At 70.3% G+C, this 21,413-nt stretch carries 18 protein-coding genes; 11 read left to right on the top strand and 7 right to left on the bottom strand.

Going from position 1 to position 21,413, the window contains the following annotated elements; genetic code table 11:
• Window positions 1–27 precede the first annotated feature (27 nt).
• The 3 genes from ASF76_RS14435 to ASF76_RS14445 are packed head-to-tail and all read right to left on the bottom strand — an operon-like array spanning window position 28 to window position 3,874.
• On the bottom strand, window positions 28–1,671 hold the full coding sequence (locus ASF76_RS14435) for a glycoside hydrolase family 32 protein (protein ID WP_082485111.1): 1,644 nt from the start codon (window positions 1,669–1,671) through the stop codon (window positions 28–30).
• Window positions 1,671–2,753 carry a hypothetical protein gene (locus ASF76_RS14440; RefSeq protein ID WP_055959251.1) on the bottom strand — a complete coding sequence of 361 codons (1,083 nt, stop codon included), beginning with the start codon at window positions 2,751–2,753 and terminating at the stop codon, window positions 1,671–1,673. Before ASF76_RS14440 ends, ASF76_RS14435 begins: the two co-directional genes overlap by 1 nt.
• Entirely contained in the window at window positions 2,750–3,874 is a 1,125-nt protein-coding gene (locus ASF76_RS14445; RefSeq protein ID WP_055959254.1) for a choice-of-anchor L domain-containing protein, read from the bottom strand. Before ASF76_RS14445 ends, ASF76_RS14440 begins: the two co-directional genes overlap by 4 nt.
• A 268-nt stretch (window positions 3,875–4,142) precedes the next feature.
• Between ASF76_RS14445 and ASF76_RS14450 the strand changes: the two genes are divergently transcribed.
• The 11 genes from ASF76_RS14450 to ASF76_RS14500 all read left to right on the top strand — a co-directional run bounded on the left by ASF76_RS14450 (window position 4,143) and on the right by ASF76_RS14500 (window position 19,149).
• The gene (locus ASF76_RS14450) at window positions 4,143–5,750 is read left to right on the top strand and encodes a glycoside hydrolase family 68 protein (protein ID WP_235561313.1); all 1,608 of its coding nucleotides are present in this window, start codon (window positions 4,143–4,145) and stop codon (window positions 5,748–5,750) included.
• Between the two features lie 232 nt (window positions 5,751–5,982).
• Window positions 5,983–7,869, top strand: a complete 1,887-nt coding sequence (locus tag ASF76_RS14455; protein ID WP_055959256.1) for a glucose PTS transporter subunit IIA — start codon at window positions 5,983–5,985, stop codon at window positions 7,867–7,869.
• Window positions 7,870–7,971: 102 nt separating this feature from the next.
• Window positions 7,972–9,444 (top strand): glycoside hydrolase family 32 protein, encoded by a 1,473-nt coding sequence (locus ASF76_RS14460; RefSeq protein WP_055959258.1) that lies wholly within the window; start codon window positions 7,972–7,974, stop codon window positions 9,442–9,444.
• 39 nt (window positions 9,445–9,483) lie between these two features.
• Entirely contained in the window at window positions 9,484–10,821 is a 1,338-nt protein-coding gene (locus tag ASF76_RS14465) for an ABC transporter substrate-binding protein (RefSeq protein ID WP_055959260.1), read from the top strand.
• A gap of 76 nt (window positions 10,822–10,897) precedes the next feature.
• A complete protein-coding gene (locus tag ASF76_RS14470) occupies window positions 10,898–11,776 on the top strand; it encodes a carbohydrate ABC transporter permease (protein ID WP_055959263.1) in 879 nt (292 codons plus the stop codon).
• Entirely contained in the window at window positions 11,776–12,687 is a 912-nt protein-coding gene (locus ASF76_RS14475; protein ID WP_055959265.1) for a carbohydrate ABC transporter permease, read from the top strand. The genes ASF76_RS14470 and ASF76_RS14475 overlap by 1 nt, the downstream gene beginning before the upstream one ends.
• Before the next feature lie 16 nt (window positions 12,688–12,703).
• The gene (locus ASF76_RS14480; RefSeq protein WP_055959267.1) at window positions 12,704–13,693 is read left to right on the top strand and encodes a LacI family DNA-binding transcriptional regulator; all 990 of its coding nucleotides are present in this window, start codon (window positions 12,704–12,706) and stop codon (window positions 13,691–13,693) included.
• On the top strand, window positions 13,690–15,084 hold the full coding sequence (locus ASF76_RS14485) for a glycoside hydrolase family 32 protein (protein ID WP_055959269.1): 1,395 nt from the start codon (window positions 13,690–13,692) through the stop codon (window positions 15,082–15,084). Before ASF76_RS14480 ends, ASF76_RS14485 begins: the two co-directional genes overlap by 4 nt.
• Window positions 15,085–15,163: 79 nt before the next feature.
• On the top strand, window positions 15,164–16,720 hold the full coding sequence (locus ASF76_RS14490) for a glycoside hydrolase family 32 protein (RefSeq protein ID WP_055959271.1): 1,557 nt from the start codon (window positions 15,164–15,166) through the stop codon (window positions 16,718–16,720).
• 246 nt (window positions 16,721–16,966) lie between these two features.
• Entirely contained in the window at window positions 16,967–17,989 is a 1,023-nt protein-coding gene (locus tag ASF76_RS14495; RefSeq protein WP_055960180.1) for a TerC family protein, read from the top strand.
• 194 nt (window positions 17,990–18,183) lie between these two features.
• The gene (locus ASF76_RS14500) at window positions 18,184–19,149 is read left to right on the top strand and encodes an LLM class F420-dependent oxidoreductase (RefSeq protein WP_055959273.1); all 966 of its coding nucleotides are present in this window, start codon (window positions 18,184–18,186) and stop codon (window positions 19,147–19,149) included.
• 212 nt (window positions 19,150–19,361) lie between these two features.
• On the opposite strand, the gene ASF76_RS14505 is transcribed toward ASF76_RS14500, so the two are convergent.
• From ASF76_RS14505 to ASF76_RS14520, 4 genes are all read right to left on the bottom strand, one after another.
• Window positions 19,362–19,853 carry an FBP domain-containing protein gene (locus tag ASF76_RS14505; RefSeq protein ID WP_055959276.1) on the bottom strand — a complete coding sequence of 164 codons (492 nt, stop codon included), beginning with the start codon at window positions 19,851–19,853 and terminating at the stop codon, window positions 19,362–19,364.
• A 254-nt stretch (window positions 19,854–20,107) separates the two neighbouring features.
• Window positions 20,108–20,485, bottom strand: coding sequence for a PPOX class F420-dependent oxidoreductase (locus tag ASF76_RS14510; protein WP_055959278.1), 378 nt, complete (start codon window positions 20,483–20,485; stop codon window positions 20,108–20,110).
• Window positions 20,479–21,042, bottom strand: coding sequence for a 2'-5' RNA ligase family protein (locus ASF76_RS14515; RefSeq protein WP_235561314.1), 564 nt, complete (start codon window positions 21,040–21,042; stop codon window positions 20,479–20,481). The genes ASF76_RS14510 and ASF76_RS14515 overlap by 7 nt, the downstream gene beginning before the upstream one ends.
• Window positions 21,027–21,404 carry a DoxX family protein gene (locus ASF76_RS14520; RefSeq protein ID WP_055959280.1) on the bottom strand — a complete coding sequence of 126 codons (378 nt, stop codon included), beginning with the start codon at window positions 21,402–21,404 and terminating at the stop codon, window positions 21,027–21,029. Before ASF76_RS14520 ends, ASF76_RS14515 begins: the two co-directional genes overlap by 16 nt.
• Window positions 21,405–21,413: the final 9 nt, after the last annotated feature.

Consider the following 21,413-nt stretch of genomic DNA (forward strand, 5'->3'; position numbering starts at 1 on the left):
GGTGGGGGTTGCGGTGCGGCCGCGAGCCTACGGGGCGTTCGGATCGTTGACGGCGAGCGGGGCGACCGAGAGGTCCCGGATGCCGATCGCCCCGCCCGACGCCTCCGCGGTGACGCCGGCGCGGGCATCGGCGTACGCCGCCGAGGTCAGCGAGGCGCGCCCGTCGCCGGTGAACACCTCGACGGAAGAGGCGTCGACGAGGATGTCGAGGACGAGCGAGCCGTCGGCATCCACCGGCGCGGTGCGGATCTCGCGGTATGTCTCGGGCATGGCATCCGCCACGGCGTCCTGTCGTCGGTCGAGGAAGATCACCCCCGCCTCGGAGTCGTAACCGACGGTCACCTCCGCATCGGCGGAACCGAATCGCAGGCGCAGCTCGCCTCCGTCCGGCGCGTCGACCTGGGCTCGCAGGCGGTAGGCGCCCGTGCGCGGTTGCGCGGGCAGATCAACGATCTCGCCGGGGGCGACCGTGAGGTCCGGCGCCGTCACGGACTCGCCCTGCCGCGCGTCCAGTGCCGCGACGGGCTGCGACAGCAGACGGAGGCGCCCGTCGATCTCGCGGAGGACGATCTCGCGGGTGGTCGAGAGCGATCCGCCCTGCCAGCTGCCCCCGGGCAGGTCGCGGGCGTAGGCCCAGTTGTTGATCCACCCGAGTGCGAACCGGCGCTCCAGACGGCCCTCGTCACCGTCGCGCGGGTCGTCCCAGGTCACGGCGGCGTAGAAGTCGGCACCCCCGTCGAGCCACTGCGGCTCGTCGGCGTCAGCGGTGAAGCGCTCCCCGTCCCATGCGCCCGTCCAGTACGCGAAGCCCGTCGTCCCGCCCTCGCGGGAGGCATCTGCGCTCGCGCCCAGTACCCACGTGCGCCGACCCGAGTCGGGGTCGACCATCTCGAACAGGTCGGGGCACTCGAGCAGACCGTACTCCGTGCGCACGAAGTCGGAGACGTACGTCCATTCGCGGAGGTTGGGCGAGGTGTAGAACCCCAGGCGCTCCCCCTCGGCGAGCACCATCACCCACTGTTCGCGTGCGTCGTCCCACACGATCTTCGGATCGCGCCAATCGGTCGTACCGGGATTGTCCATGACCGGGTTCCCCTCGTAGTTCTGGAAGGTCACGCCGCCGTCGGTCGAGGAGAACAATGACTGGCGCTGCACGCCGTCGTCCTGCTGGGTGGTGAGCGCGATGATCGCGCCCGCACCGAACCCGGCCGTGTTGCGCTCGTCGATGACGGCGCTGCCGGTGAGGATGTCCCCCAGACCGTTGCGATACTTCTCGATCGCGACACCGCGGTTCTTCCACGTCACCATGTCGGTGGAGGTGGCCAGGTGCCACTCGGTACCGTTCCCCTCGGGGTAATCGGCGTTGTAGAGGTAGTAGAGGCGCCACTCGCCGTCGACGAAGACGGGGCGTTGGGGATCGTTGATCCAGTGCTGCTCCGGGGTCAGGTGAAACGACGGGCGGAACCTCTCCCACCCCTTGGGGGTGGCGAAGGCATCCGGCGTCAGGGTCCGCGTGGGCGTGGGCGTGGGCTGCGGCGTCGACTCCTCGGGCCGCGGCAACAGCACGATCACGAGCACGACCGCGGTGACGACCGCGACGATCGAAGCGATCAGGATGCCGATGCGGCCACCTCGCGGGCGGAGGCGGACCGGGTGGGGGTCGATCTCCATCATGCGCGCCTCCGGGTCAGTCGTCGGTGGGCCGCCAGTGCCGCACCGGCCAGCAGAAGCGCCACGCCGGTACCGACGGGCACGGTGGCATCCGTTCCGGTCACCGCCAGGTGGTCCGGGAGGTCCGGACCGGGCTCCGGCGTCTCGACCACCGGGGGCACGGCCGGGGTCGGCGACGGCGCGACCGTCAGGCGCGGCTCGAACGAGATCGTGCGGGTCGTCTCTCCGGGGAGCGAGCGTTCCGCGGTGAAGTCCGCGGCGTTCGACACCTCGGTCGACGCGACGTCGAGGATCGTCTCCAGGGTGATCTCGATGATCTCGGCACCCACGGGCTCGACCCGGACGCTCACCTCGGCGTCGCCGCATACGATGCTCACGCGTTCAGCGGCAACGTCGACCGGGTTCAGCAGATAGCCCGTGACAGGGTCGGTTTCGGCCGCCGCACGGACGCGGACGCCCGCCGCGCAGTCGACGCGCTGGCCGGAACCGGGGCGGTCGACGATGTCGAGCGAGTCCCACGGCCCCCGCGGCGACTCGAGCACCCAGCGGGCGCGCGTCTCGGACTCATCGGTCCACGCGCCGTACTTATTGCCGCGTGAACGGTCGGGAGCGCCGTAGAACGGCCCCGGCTCTTGGTCGGGGTGAAGCGTCGCGTCGGCGGTGGACGCCGAGGTGTCGATCGTCGGCGGCGACGTGTCGAGCTGGGAACGTACCGCGACCTCGCCGCGCCGGTTGGCGGGGTCGGCGGCGGCGGCGGTCAGCTCGATCGTCGCGAACCCGTCGCCGTCGATGCGGACGACGCCGACGGAGACTCCGGTCGAGGCGATCCAGTCGGCTCCCGCCTCAGCCCCCGCGTGCTCGGGCAGCGACAACGTCACCACGTCACCCGGCATCGCGTCGGCGGGCAGTTCCCACCGCACGTCCGAGACCGTTTCGGCGCCGTCGCGCGTCACCGCGACGTCGGCCGTGAGCGGCACGTCGGTGGCGGCGTGGGCGGGCGCGGTGAAGAGGATCGCGCCGAGGACCGCACCGCCGGTGACGGCGAGCGAGCGGGCGAGGAGACGGGAGCCGACGCGGATCACTGCTCGCTCACCTCACGGGCGGTCCGGCGACGACGCGAGATGACGAGGGCCGCGGCACCGACACCGATCGCGGCCACGGCCAGGCCTGCGCCGGCGGCCAGCGCCGCCGAGTCCACGCCGGTCACCGCGAGAGGCGAGCCGGGCTTCGTGGTCCCCGTGGCGACCGGGCCGTTCACCGACGCGGGGACGGGAGCGGGAGCCGCCGTGGGCACCGTCTCGGTGGACGACGGCGACGGCGAGGGCGAGGGCTGCGCGGGCCCGGGCACCGAGGTGATGCCGCTCGCGGCGAGCAGCAGCGTCGAGTCGAGCTGGCCGTCGACCGTGTCGGCGACCGCGGCGACCACCTCGACCGGCTGGCCGGGGGCGACATCGGCCGTGCACGTCAGTGCGACGGAGTAGCCGTTCACCTCGGTGTCGGTCGTACCGGGCGCACCGGCGGCCGTCAGGTTCGAGACGTACAGCTGAGCGCGTGTGTCGGCGTTGATGCTCGTGACACCCGCCGGCACGTCGCCGACCGTCGAGCACAGGCGCCCGTCGACGTACACGCCGAACGCGTCGGTGTAGTCCCGCTCGGCCCAGCCGGCGTATTCCTCGCTGCCGATGTGATAAACGATTGTCAGACTGTCGCCCTCGGGCACGACACTCAGACGGAGCTCCGCCGCGTCGTAGGTCGTCGTGGCGAACGATGATTCGAGCAGGGCCGAGCCCGGCCCGCCCAAATCGCCCGTGGTCGTGAGCTTCGCGTTGGGGCCGACCAGCGACGATGACGTGAAGTCGACGTCGGCGGAGGCGGCGGGGTCGGCCGCACGCAGCGAGCCGGTGCTCAGCGCGACGCCCGCGAAGGGACCGGCCGGCAGGGCCAGGTCCAGGCCGGCGACGGTTCCGGCCTGCACGGCGCGGCCGAGCGCGAGCGATGCGGACGCCAGCGAAACATGGTCGCCAACCAGGGAATTCGCCGCGTTCGCGGCATCCTGTCCCTCGAGTGTGGCGACGGTGGCGGCGGCGTGCGCGGGCGCGGCGGCCAGCAGGACGATCGCCGCCGACGAGGCGGCGGCGGCCGCCACCGCGAAGGGGACGCGCCGCGCAGGAGACCTGCGGGCGGTGGGGACGAGCTGGATCATGACACTCCTGTGGATGACGGGTGGGCGCGACGAATGCGGGTCTTTCCGACCGGGTTCACGTCGTCGCGAAGAGGGTGGCTGGTGCGGGCTCAGATGTCCGCGAGAGGAGGGATGCCACGGAGCACGCCATGCGGCGACTCGGGGTCGAGAGTGCCAGACATTCAGGGTGAATGCAAATTATGTCAATCGTTTGACATACGTGAAGGCATTTCGTACGCTGAGGGCGAGGAGAAGGATCCACGTCTTGCGATTCAGAAAGCAGAACGACGTGACCACATTGCAGAATCGAGCGGGGCGTACGCGCCTTCGACTCGCAGCGATCGCCGCGGTGATCGCCACCACGGCGGTCCTGGCGGCGGGCGCCCCCGCGCAGGCGCAGCCCGCCCCCGAGGCCGTCGCGGGCTTCCCCGCACCGACCGAGCACACCCAGAAGGCCTACGACCCGGAGGCCGACTTCACCGCCAAGTGGACCCGGGCCGACGCGCGCCAGCTCCAGGCCATGAGTGATCCCGCTGCCGCATCGCGGGAGAACTCGATGCCCGAGGAGTACACGATGCCGACGGTGCCTCAGGACTTCCCCGACATGAGCAACGAGGAGGTGTGGGTCTGGGACAGCTGGACCCTCACCGACGGCACCTCCGCCCAGCCCAGCTTCAAGGGATGGGAGGTCGTCTTCTCGCTCGTGGCCGACCGCAAACTCGGCTTCGACGACCGGCACACCTACGCCAAGCTCGGCTACTTCTTCCGCAAGGCCGACGTCGCCGAGCGCCCCGAGGACGGCGGCTGGACCTACGGCGGACTGGTGTTCCCCGACGGCGCGTCCGGCGCGATCTTCGAGGATCAGTCCTTCAGCCACCAGACCGAGTGGTCGGGGTCTACGCGCATCTTCGACGGCAACAAGCTGCGCATCTTCTACACCGCGGTGGCCTTCTACCGCAATGACGACGGCTCCAACCGCAAGCCGTACGATCCGCGCCTGGTTCAGAGCGAGGGACGCCTGTTCGCCGATGAGAACGGCGTCTGGATGACCGGTTTCCGCGATCAGCACGACATGCTGCAGGCCGACGGCGAGTACTACCAGACCGGCGAGCAGAACGAGTTCTTCAACTTCCGCGACCCGTTCACCTTCGAAGACCCCGCCCACCCCGGCAAGACCTACATGGTGTTCGAGGGCAACTCGGCGTTCGCCCGCGGCGAGCGCGCGTGCACAGAGGAAGACATGGGCTACGCCCCCGGCGATCCGCACGCCGAGACCGCCGATGAGGCGATGGACAAGGGTGCGCACTTCCAGATGGCGAACGTCGGTCTCGCGGTCGCTGAGAACGCCGCTCTCACCGAGTGGCGCTTCCTGCCGCCGATCCTGTCCGCCAACTGCGTCAACGATCAGACCGAGCGTCCCCAGATCTACATCAAAGACGGCAAGTACTACCTGTTCACCATCACCCACCGCGGCACGTACGCCGCCGGCATCGACGGCCCCGAGGGCGTCTACGGCTTCGTCGGCGACGGCATCCGCAGCGACTTCGAGCCCGTGAACCGCGGCTCGGGACTCGCGCTCGGCAGCCCGGCCAACCTGAACTTCCCCGCGGGCACCCCCTTCGCCCCGAACCCCGATCAGCACCCGGGGCAGTTCCAGGCTTACTCGCACTACGTCATGCCCGACGGCCTCGTGCAGTCGTTCATCGACACGATCGGCACGAGCGACGACTTCGTCCGCGGCGGCACCCTCGCCCCGACGGTGCGCCTCGACATCGAGGGCGAGGCCGTCACGGTCGATCGCTCGTACGGCACGAATGGGCTCGGCGAGTGGGCCGACATCCCCTCGGGCTATGCGCACGAGATCGCCGGCACGTCCGACCCGCGGCCGATCGGCTGACCCACCGCCCGTGAGCGGGTGCTGCACCCGGCGAACGGGGATCCCCACCCCGTTGAGCGAGGCACCCCACCTCGAATGACGGGGTACCCCACCCCAGGAACGGGGCTCCGCTGCGGCGGGGCCCCGTTTCGCCTTTCCGAGACGGGTGCCGGCGTCGACGGCGCGAGGAGCCCGGACGCGTACGCTGGCTTTCACCACCCCTGGGGAGGAGTGGTGAGGGGTCCGGGTGCCGATGGATGCCATGTCGATGGCGGACGCGATCCTCCGTGCCCTCGGCGGCGTGGAGAACGTGGTGGCCGCGACGCACTGCGCCACGCGCCTGCGGATCGATCCCCGCGAGCTCTCACGGGTGGACACAGCAGCCCTCGACGCCCTTCCCGGCGTGTTGGCCGCGCAGGTGGTCGGCGCGCAGGTGCAGATCGTGGTGGGCCCGGGGCGCGTCGACGACGTCGCAGACGCGGTGGATCGTCGGCTCGCACCGCCGGCCGCGTCATCCGTCCGTCCCCTCCCGACGCGGGCGATCAGCGTGCTCGTCGATGTCTTCACACCGTTGCTCCCCGCATTCGTCGCGGGCGGACTGCTCACCGCGCTCCACAACGTCCTCGCCGGCCCCGGGGCCTTCGGCGACCTCGCGGTGGTGGATGTCGTGACCTGGCTGCGTGGACCGGTAGCACTGGTGGGTCTGCTGGGGGCGGCCGTCTTCGCCCTTCTGCCCGTGCTCCTGGGTTTCTCCGCCGCGGGGCGCTTCGGCGGCAGCCCGTATCTCGGGGCGGCCATGGGGGCAGCGCTCGTCGCCGCCCCCGGTCTCTCGACGGACTCCGCCCTTCCCGCGATCCACCTCACCCCGGACACGGGGTGGGTGATCGCGGGAGTCGACGTGCTCGCCATCGACTACCGGGGAACGGTCCTGCCGATCATCGCGATCTGCTTCGTGCTGGCCCGTCTCGAGCGCTTCTTCGGCCGCCGGCTGCGCGGCTCGGCTCGCCTGCTGCTCGTTCCCCTGCTGACCCTGCTGACGACGGGCCTGCTCGCCTTCCTGGCCCTCGGACCGGCGTTGCGTGTCACCGCGGACGCCGCCGCGGTCGGCATGGAGTGGTTGTACAGCAGCGCCGGACTCCTCGGCGGTACCGTCGTGGGCGCGGTGTACTCCCCCCTCGTCGTGACCGGGCTGCACCAGGGTCTCATCGCCATCGAGCTGGGACTGCTCTCGACCGGCGGCTCGTTCATCTTCCCCGTCGCCGCCGCCGCCAACGTCGCCCAGGCCGCAGCGACGCTCGCCGTGTGGGTGTCGGCGCGCCGGGGCTCCCGGTTGCGGGCGCTGGCGGCGACCGCAACCGCTCCGGCCGCGCTCGGTATCGCCGAGCCCGCGATGTTCGGCGTGACTCTGCGCCTCCGGGCGCCCTTCGCCATCGCGGTGGGGGCGACGGCGGTCTCCGCGACCCTGCTCGCCGCCTTCCGCGTGGAGGCCGTGACCCTGGGGGCGGCGGGTGTCTTCGGCTTCCTCTCGATCGCCCCCGGCCGGGTGGGACCGTTCCTGCTGTGCCTCGGCGTCTCGATCGCGCTGTCGTTCACCGGAACGCTGGTGTGGGCGCGGTGGCGGCGACGACGCGGGCGTCCACTCGATCAGGACGGGTCGGCCGAGCCGCGCGACGACTCCGTGGTGCGCTCCCCCGTCTCGGGCACCCGGGTCGAGGTCTCGACCCTCGGTGACCCGGCCTTCGCCGCGAGTGCGCTGGGCCCGACCTCCGCGATCGCCCCCGCCTCCGGTCTCGTCTCCTCTCCCGCGGAGGGAACGATCAGCGCGATCGCTGCGGCTGCACACGCCTACGGCGTCACCACCGATGACGGGACGGAACTGCTCGTGCACGTGGGTATCGACACGGTACGGCTGGGCGGCCGCGGGTTCCGCCCGCTCGTGCGCGTCGGCGACCGGGTGTCGCCCGGTGACGCGCTCGTGCACGTCGACCTCGCGGCCGTTACAGCGGCGGGGTTGGATCCGGTGGTGCTCACGATCGTCACGAACGCCGACGAACGCGCGTTCAGCGCCGTCGACGGACCCGACGACGTGAGCGCGGGCACACCCGTGCTGCGCCGGAGGACCTCCGCGAACGAAATCTGATTAACCGCTTGACCATCACTCGGAGAGCTTGCTAGCTTCTGCGTAACCGATTAACCACACGGGTTTCATCGGCGCAGTGAGTCTCGACGAGGAGTCATCCGAATGCACGAACGAGGGTTCTTCCGCCCGCCCCACGCCTGGGTCGGCGACGTCATCCCGTGGCAGGAGGACGGCCGCTTCCACCTCTTCTACCTGCACGAGTCGCGCCGGACGCCGAAGGTCGGCATGCCGTGGCACCGCGTCGTCACCGACGACCTCGTCACCTTCACCGAAACCGGCGCGGCATTGCCCTCCGGCGGTCCGGATGCCGACGACTTCAACGTCTATACCGGCAGTGTCGTCGTGGCCGACGGCATCCATCACCTCTTCTACACCGGTCAGAACCCCGAACGCCGCGGCGCCGACGGACTGCCGTTGCAGCTCGTGCTGCACGCGACCAGCACCGACGGCATGCGCACCTGGCAGCGTCACCCCGCGCACACGTTCGGCGCGACCACGGGCTACGAGACGGCCGACTGGCGCGATCCGTTCGTCTTCCGCGACGAGGCTGCGGGCCTGTGGCGCATGCTTGTCACCGCCCGCCACGCCGACGGACCCGAGCGCCGCCGCGGTGTCATCGCGCAGTGCGTCTCGCGCGACCTCCGCACGTGGGAACCCGCCGAGCCGTTCTGGGACCCGCGGCGCTACATCGCGCACGAGTGCCCCGAGGTGTTCGAGTGGAACGGCTGGTGGTACCTGGTCTACTCCGAGTTCAGCGAGTCCTTCACCACCCGCTACCGCGTCTCGCGCAGCCTCCACGGCCCCTGGACGGTCCCCGCCGACGACAGCCTCGACGGCCGCGCCTACTATGCGGCGAAGTCCGCCGCCCGGGGCGACCGGCGCTTCTTCTTCGGCTGGATCGCCTCGCGCGAGGGCGGCGTCGACGACGGCGCCTGGCAGTGGGCGGGCACCCTCTCGGTGCTGGAGGCCGAGCAGAACCCCGACGGCACACTGCGGTTCCACCCCCCGGTCGAACTGGGCGAGAGCTTCGATCAGGGCGTCGCCGCCGTGGCATCCGGAGCCGTTCTTTCCGCCCCCGACGGCTACGCCGACCTCGTTGTCGCCGAAACCGCCCCGGCGGCCTTCCGCATCGATGCGGTGTTCGACATCGCCGGGGGCACGACCGAGTGCGGCCTCGTGCTGCGCGCGAGCGACGACGGCGACGAGGGCTACATCCTGCGTTTGGAGCCGCGCCGCAACCGGTTGGTCTTCGACCGCTGGCCGCGTCGTCGCACCGGCGGTGAGCAGTGGCAGATCTCGGGCGACGTGCCCTTCGCGGTCGAGCTCGAACGCGCCGTCACGCTCGACGCCGGCCCGCACCGGCTCGAGGTGATCGTCGACGGCGACCTGTGCGTCGCCACCGTCGACGGGGCCGTCACCCTCAGCACCCGCCTCTACGACCGCACGACCGGCGGTATCCGCGCGTTCGTCGGCGAAGGCGCGGTGAGCGTCGTCGCGCTCGAGGTGACCACTCGCGAAACCGACGGCGGGGTCCCCACGGCCCGGCGCGACACCCTGCTCGTCACCTCTTCCTGACTCCACCCGCACCCGAACCACACATCAACGGAGATTCACATGGTCCACCACGCACGCACGGCCTCCTGGGTCGCCCTGGCCGCCGCCACCGCCCTCGTCCTCTCCGGCTGCGCCGGCACCGGTGGCGGCGGCGACCCGACGAACATCGATCCCGAGGGCGAGGTGAAGCCCCGCGAGATCTCGTGGCTGCTCTCGCGCCCCGCCGACGGCGGGGTCATCACCGCGATGCAGAAGATCGCCGACGAGTACGCAGCCAGCCACCCCGGCTTCGCGCTGACCCTCATCACCACGCCCGATCGGCCGAGCTACATCCAGAAGTACGAGACACTCGCCGCCGCGAACAAGCTGCCCGAGCTCTTCGACACGGATGCCACCCCCTTCGCGCAGAAGCTCGCGGGCCAAGGGCGCATGGTCGACGTCGACCTGCTGCTCGAGGACCTGGGCATGGCCGACGACTACCGCGAAGCGGCGCTGAACTACCAGCGCTTCGACGACGGCTCGCTGTACATGGTGCCGTTCGAGTTCCAGCTGGAGTTCTTCTGGTACAACCGCGACCTGCTGGCGCAGGCCGGCGTCGAGGTGCCCGCGACGCTCGACGACTTCGCACCGATGTGCGAGGCGCTTCGCGCACAGGGCATCACCCCCATCGCCCTCGACGGCGCCGACGGCTGGCCCCTCGAGCGTTACATGGCGTACTACCCCTTCCGTCAGGCCGGCCCCGAGTACGTGCAGAAGCTCAAGACCGGGGAGGCGAAGTTCTCCGACGCCCCCGGGCGCGCCGCCGCCGAGTGGCTCTCGGGCCTCGGCCAGGCCGGCTGCTTCCAGGAGGGGTTCTCCTCCACCGGTTACGCCGACGCGCAGGCGCAATTCACTTCGGGCAAGGCCGCCGTCTACAACATCGGCACGTGGGAGCTCGGCAACCTCGCCACCGACAAGCTCGACGCGGGCGTCCGCGACAGCGTCGACTACTTCACCCTCCCCACACTCCCCGGCGCCGTCACCGCCGACGACGAGTACGTGACCCCGTCGGGCATCGGCATGGCCGTCAACTCCGCCACCTTCGACCCGCTCGTACGCGATTTCCTTGCCTTCGCCCTCGAGCGCTACCCCGCCGAGGTCGCCGCCTCCGGCGCCCTGTCGCCGACCACCGGCGTCGAGACCGAGATCCCGGCGGCCGCCACCCCGCTCTACAGCCGGGCGATCGCCCAGGCGGGCGAGGTCGGCGAGAACATCGCCATGCCGTGGGACACCCAGCTCGACCCCGCCACCAACACCCGCCTGCAGCAGGAGCTGACCCTTCTCGTGCAGGGCGACATCACGCCCGATGAGTTCGTGAGCACCATGGATGCCGCCCTGACGGAGAACGTCGGTGGCTGACACGCTCGCACCTCGCCGGCCCCGGGTGACCGGGGCCGGCCGGCCCACCCCCCGCCGCGCGCCGATGCGCACCTCGATGCTTCCGAGGCGATCGGGGTGGGCGGTCGCCGTCTTCCTCCTCCCGCCCCTGGCGCTGTACAGCGCCGCCGTGCTGCTGCCCATCGGTCAGTCGCTCGTGCTGAGCCTGTTCGAGTGGGACGGCATCACCGACCTGCAGTTCGTCGGGCTCGACAACTACGTCAAGATGTTCACCCGCGACGACGTGTTCTGGACGGCGTTCGGCAACGCCCTCGGATACCTCGCCATCTGCCTGGTACTGCAGCTCGGTGGCGCACTCGCTGTGGCGGGTCTGCTGACGGCCCTCCCCCGGGCTCGCGAGCTCGTCAAGACGCTCTACCTCCTGCCGGCGGTCATCTCCACCGTCGCCATCGCCTTCCTCTTCCTGCGCGTGTACTCGCTGGAGCCGGTCGGCCTGGTCAACCAGCTGCTCGCCTGGGTGGGCCTGGAGGGCCTGCAGACGGCGTGGCTGTCGAACGTGCAGACCGTGCTGGCGGCGGTGTCGATCCCCGAGGGATGGCGCTTCACGGGCCTGTACATGCTCATCATCTACGCAGCGCTCATCGCCGTGCCCAAGGAGCTCGAAGAGGCCGCCCGCCTGGACGGCGCCTCGTGGTGGCAGACGTTCTGGCGCATCCGCTTCCCTTACATCCGCCCCGTCTGGATCACCACCACCGTCATGGCCACCACCTTCGCCCTGCGCGGCTTCGACATCCCGTACCTGCTGACCAACGGCGGCCCGGGACAGGCGTCGGAACTCCTGACCACCTACATGTACAAGACGGCCTTCGTCCACACCGACTACGGCTATGCCAGTGCGATCTCGGTCTTCATCGTCGTGGAGTGCCTGGTCGCCGTCGGCCTCATCTTCCTCCTGCTGCGTCGGAAGGACGCGTGATGAGCATCACCCTCACCCCCGCCCCCGTGGCATCCGCCCCCCGGGCTCCCGAGCCCGAGAACCGCCGGGTCCAGCGCTCGCCGCGCCTGCGGGTGCAGCGCACCCTGCTGACCGTCACCGTCGTGCTGATCGTGATCGTGCAGGTGTATCCCCTGCTGTGGCTGTTCCTCACGAGTTTCCGAAGCGCCGCGGACTTCGCCGGCGGCGATCCGTTCGCCCTGCCGCGGGAGTGGACGCTCGACAACTACGCCCGCGCCTTCGGCACCGGCAACCTGCTGCTGAACATCGGCAACTCCCTCATCGTGACGCTCGGGGCGAGCCTGCTGATCGTCGTCGCCGGCATGATGGCGGCCTACGCACTGCAGGTGCTCGGTTTCCGCCTGAGCGGGTTCGTGCGGGCGCTGTTCCTGCTCGGGATCATCGTGCCGGTGCAGATCGCGCTCGTGCCGCTGTTCATCGACTACTCGCAGGTCGGGCTGCTCGACACCCACCTGTCGATGATCCTGCCGCTGGCCGCGTTCTCGTTGCCGATGGGCGTGTACCTGTTCTCCTCGTTCTACGAGTACATCCCGCGGGAGCTCTACGAGGCCGCCTCGCTCGACGGAGCGGGCCCGTACCGCATCTTCCTGCAGATCACCGCGCCCCTGTCGGTCAACACGATCATCACCGTCGTGCTCGTGAACAGCATCTTCATCTGGAACGACTTCATCTTCGCGAACACCTTCGTGCTCTCCGACGGGCTCAAGACCATCCCGCTGGGCCTGCAAAACTACATCGGAGCGATGGGCAACACCGACTGGACGGCGACGTTCGCGGCGGTGTGCGTCACGGTGACGCCACTGCTGCTGGTGTTCCTCGTGCTCAACAAAGCGATGATCGCGGGCCTGGAGAGCGGAGCCACCAAGGGATGAACGCGAGGACCCCCTCATGACCACGACCATGCGCGATGTCGCCAAGGCCGCCGGCGTCTCGGTCGCGACCGTGTCGCACGTCGTCAACGACAAGCCGGGCGCCCGCATCGGCGAAGATGCGCGACGCCGCGTGCAGGAGGCGATCGTGGCGCTCGGATACCGCCCGAACGCCCTGGCCAAGACGCTGTCGGAGGGCAGCTCTCGCTTCATCGGGCTGGTGGCGGATGCCATCGCCACTACGCCCTTCGCCGGTCAGATCATCCACGGCGCCCAGGACGAGGCGTGGCGTCACGGCTTCGTCCTGCTCGTGGCCAACACCGAGGGCAACGCCGCCGCCGAGAACGACGCGATCGCGATGATGCTGGAGCACCAGGTGCGCGGCATCCTGTACTCCACCTGGTATCACCGCGAGATCGAGGTGCCGCCACCGCTGCAGCACACCGAGACGGTGCTGGTGAACTGCTTCGCGGGCGACGACTCGTTCGCCGCGGTCGTCCCCGACGAAGAGCAGGGCGGACGCACCGCGACCGAGCACCTGCTGGCCGCGGGGCATCGCCGCATCGCGTTCGTGAACACCACGTCGCCCTCGCCGGCGCGCAGCGGCCGACTGGCCGGGTATCGCTCGGCGCTGGGGGCGGCGGGCATCGCCCGCGACGACGCGCTGGTTTTGGAGGCCGCACCCCAGCAGGAGGGCGGCTACGACGCGACCGCCGCCGTCGTCGCCTCAGGCGCGACGGCGGTGTTCTGCCACAACGACCGCGTTGCGATGGGACTGTACGACGGCCTGCGCGAGCGCGGCCTGCGCATCCCCGACGACGTCGCCGTGATCGGCTTCGACAACCAGGACGTCATCGCCGCGCACCTCCGACCGCCGCTGTCGACCGTCGCGCTCCCCCACTACGAGCTCGGAGCCGCAGGGGTGCGGACACTGCTCGGCCTCGAGTCCCCCGCCACCGGCGCGCGGCAGCTGATCGCGTGCCCCTCGGTCCCCCGGGAATCCGTATGAGCCTTCCCCGCCCCCGATTCCACCTCGCCCCCGCCCGCAACTGGATGAACGATCCCAACGGGCTCGTCTTCACCGGGGACCGATGGCACGCCTTCTTCCAGTTCAACCCCGAGGGCAACGACTGGGGCAACATGAGCTGGGGCCACGCCTCGAGCGCCGACCTCCTGCACTGGGACGAGCATCCCGTGGCGCTTCGCCACCGACCCGGCGAGCAGATCTACTCGGGCTCGATCGTGGCGGGAGACGACGGCACGCTCAGCGCGTTCTACACGAGCGCGTACGACCGCGGCATCCAGGCCCAATCGCGCGCGACCAGCGTCGACGGCGGCACGACCTGGACGATGGATGCCGCGAACCCGGTGCTCGATCGAGGAAGCTCGGACTTCCGCGACCCCAAGGTGGTGCGCGTGCCCGGCGGCGGCTGGCTGATGCTCGCGGTCGAAGCGGTGGAGCGCCGTGTGGTGTTCTACGCCTCCGACGACCTGTCCACCTGGCGCGAGACGGGATCGTTCGGCCCGCTCGGCTCCGAGGGCGTCGTGTGGGAATGCCCCGACCTCGTGCGGCTGCCGGTGGAGGGAACCACGGAACGCGTCTGGGTGCTGCTCCTCAGCACCAACCCGGTGGGCGACGACGCCGACCCCGCAGGCTCGGCGATGCACTACGTCGTCGGCGACCTCGTCGACGGCGTCTTCCACTCCCTCGACGGCGATCTGCGTCCGCTCGACCACGGCCGCGACTGCTACGCCGGGGTCACCTTCGACAGCGCCCCCGGTGGCTCCGCGGTGATGCTGGCGTGGATGGGCAACTGGCGCTACGCCCACGTCGTCCCGTCCTCGCCGTGGCGCGGGGCCATGTCGTCGCCGCGGACGCTCGGGCTGCGCCGCATCGACGACGCGCTCCACCTCGTCCAGCACCCCGTGCTGCCTCCGTCCGGCGAGCTCGACGCCTCTTCGCTGCGGTTCGAGCCGCACGCCGTGCTCGACGTGCGGTGGGATCCTGCCGCCGCGGGCAGCGTGCGCCTCCGGCTGGAGGGCGAAGGGGATGCCGTGGTGGAGGTCGTCCACGACCCCGCCGCCCGCACGCTCTCCGTCTCGCGCACGGGACGCGCAGCCGATGGTCTGCACCCCGACTTCGCCGGCGTCCGCACCGCACCGCTGGCAGACCCCGCCTCGGGCGCCCTGACGCTCGTGATCGACGGTCCGCTGCTGGAGGTCTTCACCGACGACGGTCTCACGGTGCTCTCGCACCTGGTCACCCTCGGCGCCGGACCCATCACGGTCTCGGCGAGCGCTGAGACCTCCGTCGTCCCCACCGTGCGCGTCGGAGAGGTACGCGTCGGCGCGACCGGCGACGCCGCGCAGGAAGGTCCCGCGGCTCCGGCGGCCGCCTGACCGACGTCTCCCCTGAACCGCCGACCCACCCGGCGGGCGCACCGCCGCGCCCGCCGATCACGAGGAAGTGAGTAGCACCATGCCGTTCGAGATCTCCCGACGCGCCCTCCTGCAGGGCGCCGGGGCCGGGGCCTTCGGCCTCGCTCTGGCCTCCACCTCCGCCCCGTCCGCCTACGCGGCCGCGTCGCAGCGCGCGCTGTTCCACATGACACCCCCGACCGGTTGGCTGTGCGACCCGCAGCGTCCGATCGTCTCCGGCGGGCAGTACCAGCTCTACTACTTGCACTCCGACGTCAACAACGGGGCGGGCGGGTGGGATCACGCCACCACCGACGGCGTGAGCTTCACCCATCACGGCGCGGTCATGCCGCTCACCGGCGGCGTGCCGGTGTGGTCGGGATGCCTCGTCGTCGATGCGGCGAACACCGCCGGCTTCGGCGCGGGAACCGTGATCGCGCTCGCGACCCGTCCCACCGACGGCATCCGCAAGTATCAGGAGCAGTACCTCTACTGGTCGACCGACGGCGGGTTCAGCTTCACCATGCTGCCCGATCCCGTGCTGGTCAACACCGACGGCCGCACCGCCCAGACCCCCGCCCAGATCGACAACGCCGAGTGGTGCCGCGACCCCAAGGTGCACTGGGACGCCGTGCGCGGCGAGTGGGTCATGGCCCTCGGGCGCGCCCGCTACGCCGGCTTCTACACCTCGCCGAACCTGCGGCAGTGGACCTGGCGCAGCAACTTCGACTACCCGAACCCGCAGCTCGGCGGCATCGAGTGCCCCGACCTGTTCGAGATGACCGCCGACGACGGCACCCGCCACTGGGTGCTGGGGGCCAGCATGGATGCCTACGGGGTGGGCCTTCCGATGACCTACGCGTACTGGATGGGCACGTGGAACGGCACCCACTTCGTCGCCGACGACCTCACCCCCCAGTGGCTCGACTGGGGATGGGACTGGTACGGCGCGGTGACCTGGCCGAGCATCGAGGCCCCCGACACGAAACGCCTCGCCATCGGGTGGATGAACAATTGGAAATACGCCGCCCGCGACGTGCCCACCGACGTCACCGACGGGTACAACGGTCAGAACTCGATCGTGCGCGAGCTGCGGTTGGCACGGCAGTCCGGCGGGTGGTACAGCCTCCTGAGCGCCCCCATCGCCGCTCTGGCCTCCCGCGCCACATCGACGGTCACGCTTCCCGATCGCGCGGTGAACGGCGGCGCGGTGCTGCCCTGGACGGGTCGCGCCTACGAGCTGGAGCTCGACATCTCGTGGACGGATGCCGCCAACGTGGGCGTCTCGGTCGGTCGGTCCGGCGACGGCTCGCGACACACCAACATCGGCAAGTACGGCGCCGACCTGTACGTCGACCGGGGGCCCTCCGAACGCAGCGGCTACGCTCTCTCGCCCTATACGCGGGCGGCGGCGCCGATCGATCCCGCCGCCCGGTCGGTGCACCTGCGCATCTTCGTCGACCGGCAGAGCGTCGAGGTCTTCGTCAACGCCGGGCACACGGTGCTGTCTCAGCAGGTGCACTTCCTCGACGGCGACACCGGCATCTCGCTGTACGCCGACGGGGGCACGGCCCTGTTCTCCGGCATCACGATCCGCGAGTTCGCGGTGCCGGTGTAGGGGGAAGAGGGGACACCCGGGGGCGCGCACGGCGCGTCCCCGGGGTAGCACAGCGGAGGCTTCGCGGTCCAGTGCCTGCTCACCGGGCGGCATCCCGTAGAATCGGTGCGAGCAAGGGGAGTACTCCCACCGCGACGATCTCGTCAGTACGGTCCACGCCATCGTGAACCCGGGACGTCGGCCCATTCGCCGGGTGGAGGAGACCTTGGTGTTCTGTCGTACACCTGAATTCCCTTGGAGGCCGTCTTGGGCGTCACACCCCTCGTCTGGATCATCACCATCGCGGTCACGATCGCGTTCTTCGTCTTCGAGTTCTTCGCCCACGTGCGAAAGCCTCACGAGCCCACGGTCGCCGAGTCCGCCCGGTGGTCGGCGTTCTACATCGGTCTGGCATTGCTGTTCGGCGTCGGCATCGGGGTCTTCTCGGGATGGACCTTCGGCGGCGAGTACTTCGCCGGCTACCTGACCGAAAAGGCCCTGTCGATCGACAACCTCTTCGTGTTCCTGATCATCATGACCGGGTTCGCCGTGCCGAAGATCTATCAGCAGAAGGTTCTGATGGTCGGCATCGTGATCGCGCTCATCATGCGCGGCGCGTTCATCGCCGTGGGCGCGGCGCTCATCGAGAACTTCTCCTGGATCTTCTACATCTTCGGCGCCCTCCTGCTGTTCCTTGCGTACCGCCAGGCCTTCGCCCACGGCGACAGCGACCCGGCCAACGGCAAGTTCATGCAGTTCGTGCGCCGAGTGCTGCCCGTCAGCGAGCAGTACAACGACGACAAGCTGACCGTGAAGAAGGGCGGCAAGCGCTTCGTCACCCCGATGCTTCTCGTCATCATCGCGATCGGCTTCATCGACCTCGTTTTCGCGGTCGACTCGATCCCGGCCATCTACGGCCTGACGAACGAGGCGTACATCGTCTTCACCGCCAACGCCTTCGCCCTGATGGGTCTGCGCCAGCTGTACTTCCTCATCGGTGGCCTGCTCGAGCGCCTGGTCTACCTCGCACAGGGTCTGGCCGTCATCCTCGCCTTCATCGGTGTGAAGCTGGTGCTGCACGCCATGCACGTCAACGAGCTCCCCTTCATCAACGGCGGTGAGCCGATGCTGTGGGCCCCGGAGATCCCGATCTGGTTCTCGTTGCTGTTCATCGCGGCCACCGTGGCGGTGGCGACGTGGCTGAGTCTGCGCAAGACACGCAACGACCGCCAGGCGAAGGAGCGCGAGACCTTCGACGGCGAGAAGGTCATCCACGCTCCCGAGGACTGATCCCTCGCCCGGGCCCGCGGCGCACGCCACGTCCCTGAGAACCGAGCCCCGCAGCGGGCCCGCGGCGCACGCCACGTCCCTGAGAACCGAGCCCCGCAGCGGGTCCGCGGCGCACGCCGCGGGCCCGCTGCCGTATCCGGCATCGGTGCGCAACCCCGGTGAGCGGGCGGATTCCGCGGCCTACCGTGGCGGGCATGACGCGATTCGGCTACACCCTCATGACCGAGCAGAGCGGCCCTCGGGCGCTCGTCGACTATGCCGTCGGCGCCGAGCGCGCCGGCTACGACTTCCTCGTCTCCAGCGATCACTACTCCCCCTGGCTGACGAGCCAGGGGCACGCACCCTACGCCTGGACCGTGCTCGGCGCTGTCGCGCAGGCGACGTCGGACGTCGAACTGATGACCTATGTCACCTGCCCGACGGTGAGGTATCACCCCGCGGTGGTCGCGCAGAAGGCGGCGACCCTGCAGCTGCTGTCTGAGGGGCGCTTCACGCTCGGCCTGGGCTCGGGCGAGAACCTGAACGAGCACGTCGTGGGCGAGGGCTGGCCGGCGGTGCACGCCCGCCAGGACATGCTCGTGGAGGCCATCGAGATCATCCGGGCCCTCCACACGGGCGACCTCGTCACCTACGACGGGGAGTACTTCCGCGTCGACTCGGCGCGGGTGTGGGATGCGCCCGACGGCGGCGTTCCGATCGGCGTGGCCGTTTCGGGCGAGCATTCCATCAAGCGATTCGCCCCGCTCGGCGACCACCTGATCACCACGGAACCCGACGCCGAGATCGTGAAGGGCTGGGACGAGCACCACGACGGCGAGTCGCGCAAGATCGGGCAGATCCCGATCAGCTGGGATCCCGACAAGGATGCCGCGATCGCGCGCGCACACGATCAGTTCCGCTGGTTCGCGGGAGGGTGGGCCGTCAACGCCGATCTGCCGACTCCGGCCGGGTTCGCCGGCGCGTCGCAGTTCGTGCGCCCGGAGGACGTCGCGGAGTCCATCGCGTGCGGCCCTGACCTCGACGAGCTCGCCGAGAGCGTGCGTCCCTTCATCGACGCCGGCTTCACCGACATCGCCATCGTCCAGGTCGGCGACGAGAAGCAGCAGCAGTTCGTGGACGAGATCGCCGCCCCTCTTCTGGACAAGCTCCGCGCCCTCTGATTGCCGCCCGGGTGCCTCTGCGCGTGGGGCCCGGAGAGACCACGCAGTGGTCCCCGGGATCCCGCGGAAAGGTCCCCGGGCCGCTGGGCCCCGCAGAGGACTCGCCGGGTTGTTCGACTCGGCCCGCAGTCCCCCGGTCCGCACACAGGTCCTCGAGCCGCCATCGGCGCCGGGACCGTCACGGACACGGCGACGAGACGACCGCCCCCTCCTTACACGCCGTCGCGCAGATCGCGGAAGAAGGCGTCCACATGCTGTCGCAGGCCCTCGATCCGGCGGTCGCGCGCGGCTGCCGCGTCGTGCCCGAGGTATGCGGGTGGATCGAGCCGGCGGACGTTGCGCGAGCACTCGAATCGCGCGCACACCAGGATGCCGACCGTGTTCCCGGCGCGCCCGGCCTTACCCGTACGGCGGGCCGAGAAGAACACGACGTCGTTGGGCAGCGTGATGTCAGAGCACCACGAGCACTGCGGCCGTGAACGCGTGGGCTGCTCCGCCTGGCGCAGCTGCAGGCCGACGGCTTCTCCGTCGATCTCGGCCACGACGAACCCGAGGAGCGGAGCCTTGGCGTCGCGCCAACCGACGTAGTCGCGCCGGTCCCAGTCGGTGGTTTCGATGTCGGTGGGGAGGACGATCGCGCCGCGCTCACGGGTGGAGACGTTGACGAACGAGGCGCGGAGGGCGGTTGCGGAGAGGGCGTGCATGGTGTTCCCGTCGATGGGCCGCCCGGGCAGCAGGCGGCACGGCGTCCGCAAGGCATGCGAACGAGGGGACCCGGTCGTCAAACGACCACGGGTCGGCGACGCCCGCACGAACGGCGGGACGTCGGCACCGGTCACCCGGCGAGGAAGGCGGCGCGCACGGCGCCTGTGCCGCCGGCGCTCCGCGCGCCGACGACCCCCTCACGCCCGGAGGGCATCGACGAGGTGGAGGGGACCATACCCCTACGATACGCCGGTCAGGCGCGCAGGGCGGCCGAGCCGAGTGTGCGTTCCACCGCGATCTCGAGCACGACGCGGTCGGGGTTGACGCGCGGTTGGCGGTAACGCGCCGCATAGAGATCGACGGCGTGCGCCACGGCATCCGCGTCGTCGCTCACCCGGGCCGTGCCCTCGAAGCTGATCCAGCGCCCGCCGTCGACGGAGCAGATCGAGGCGCGCCCGCTCCGTGCGGCGTTGACGAACTTCTGCGTACCGCGGGAACCGATGACGCGCACGACGCCGTCCTCGTAGGTGAAGCCGACGGGGACGGCGTGCACCCGCCCCGAACGTCCGACGGTCGAGAGGGTGGCCAGGTGATATTCGCTCAGGAAGGAGCGCGCGTCGTCGGTCAGCACGTCTCCAGCGTGCCACGTCCGACCGGGTCCGATACCGTCCGCGTGGCGGAATCCCACCGGCGCACGCCGGTTGCGGTGACGGCGAGCTCCGTCTCCCCCGTCTCGGCCAGCACCGCCAACGCCTCACCGATGCGTTCGAGCGGCACACGCCGCGCGAGGGTGACGTGCGCCGTCCACGCGCCGGGCCGCGTATGGATGGCGTCCTCCCCGGGGTCCGCCAGTGCGTGGACGCGGGCATGGAGATCCAGCAGCTCGACCGAGGGGATGACCGACCGCGCGATCACTCGCGATCGTCCGGCTCCGAAGAGCAGCGGCGCGCCCAGCGTGAGCCTCAGAGGCAGCCCCGCGGCGAGCACCGAAAGATCGGCGTCGGCGAGCTCGGGGCGTACGAGCAGTGTGATGTGCGGACGGTTGCTCTCGCCGGTGTGGCGCGCTTGGCTCGGCAGATCAGCGGCGCGCAGTGCGTCCCATTCCCGGCGCACCGCGGCATCCGAGGCCTCGTCGAACACGAGTTCCAAGCTGACGACGGCGGACACGGTGCTCAGCGGGTCGACCACCACGCCGCTGCCACCAGCAGCGGCTGGAAGAACAGGCGGACGAAGCGCTTGCGGTCGGTGTCGAGCCCGAACGCCGAGCGGCCCTTGCGCCACTGGTCGATGTTGCCGGGGAAGATCGCGATGAAGAAGGCCGCCAGCGCGGCACCGATCCGACGTCGTTCCCGCGGCAGAGCCAAGAGCGCCAGACCGAAGGCGGCCTCGACGACTCCGGATGCCACGACCACGGCATCCCGGTCCAGCGGACCGCGCTCGACGATGACGTCGGGCACCTGCGCCTGGAAATCGCGACGCGCGAAGGTCAGGTGGGCGGTACCGGCGAACATCATGGCCGCAGCCAGCGTCCAACGCACGACAGATCTCATGCCAGACAC

The organism is Microbacterium sp. Leaf151 (genome assembly GCF_001424225.1).
GTDB lineage: Bacteria > Actinomycetota > Actinomycetes > Actinomycetales > Microbacteriaceae > Microbacterium.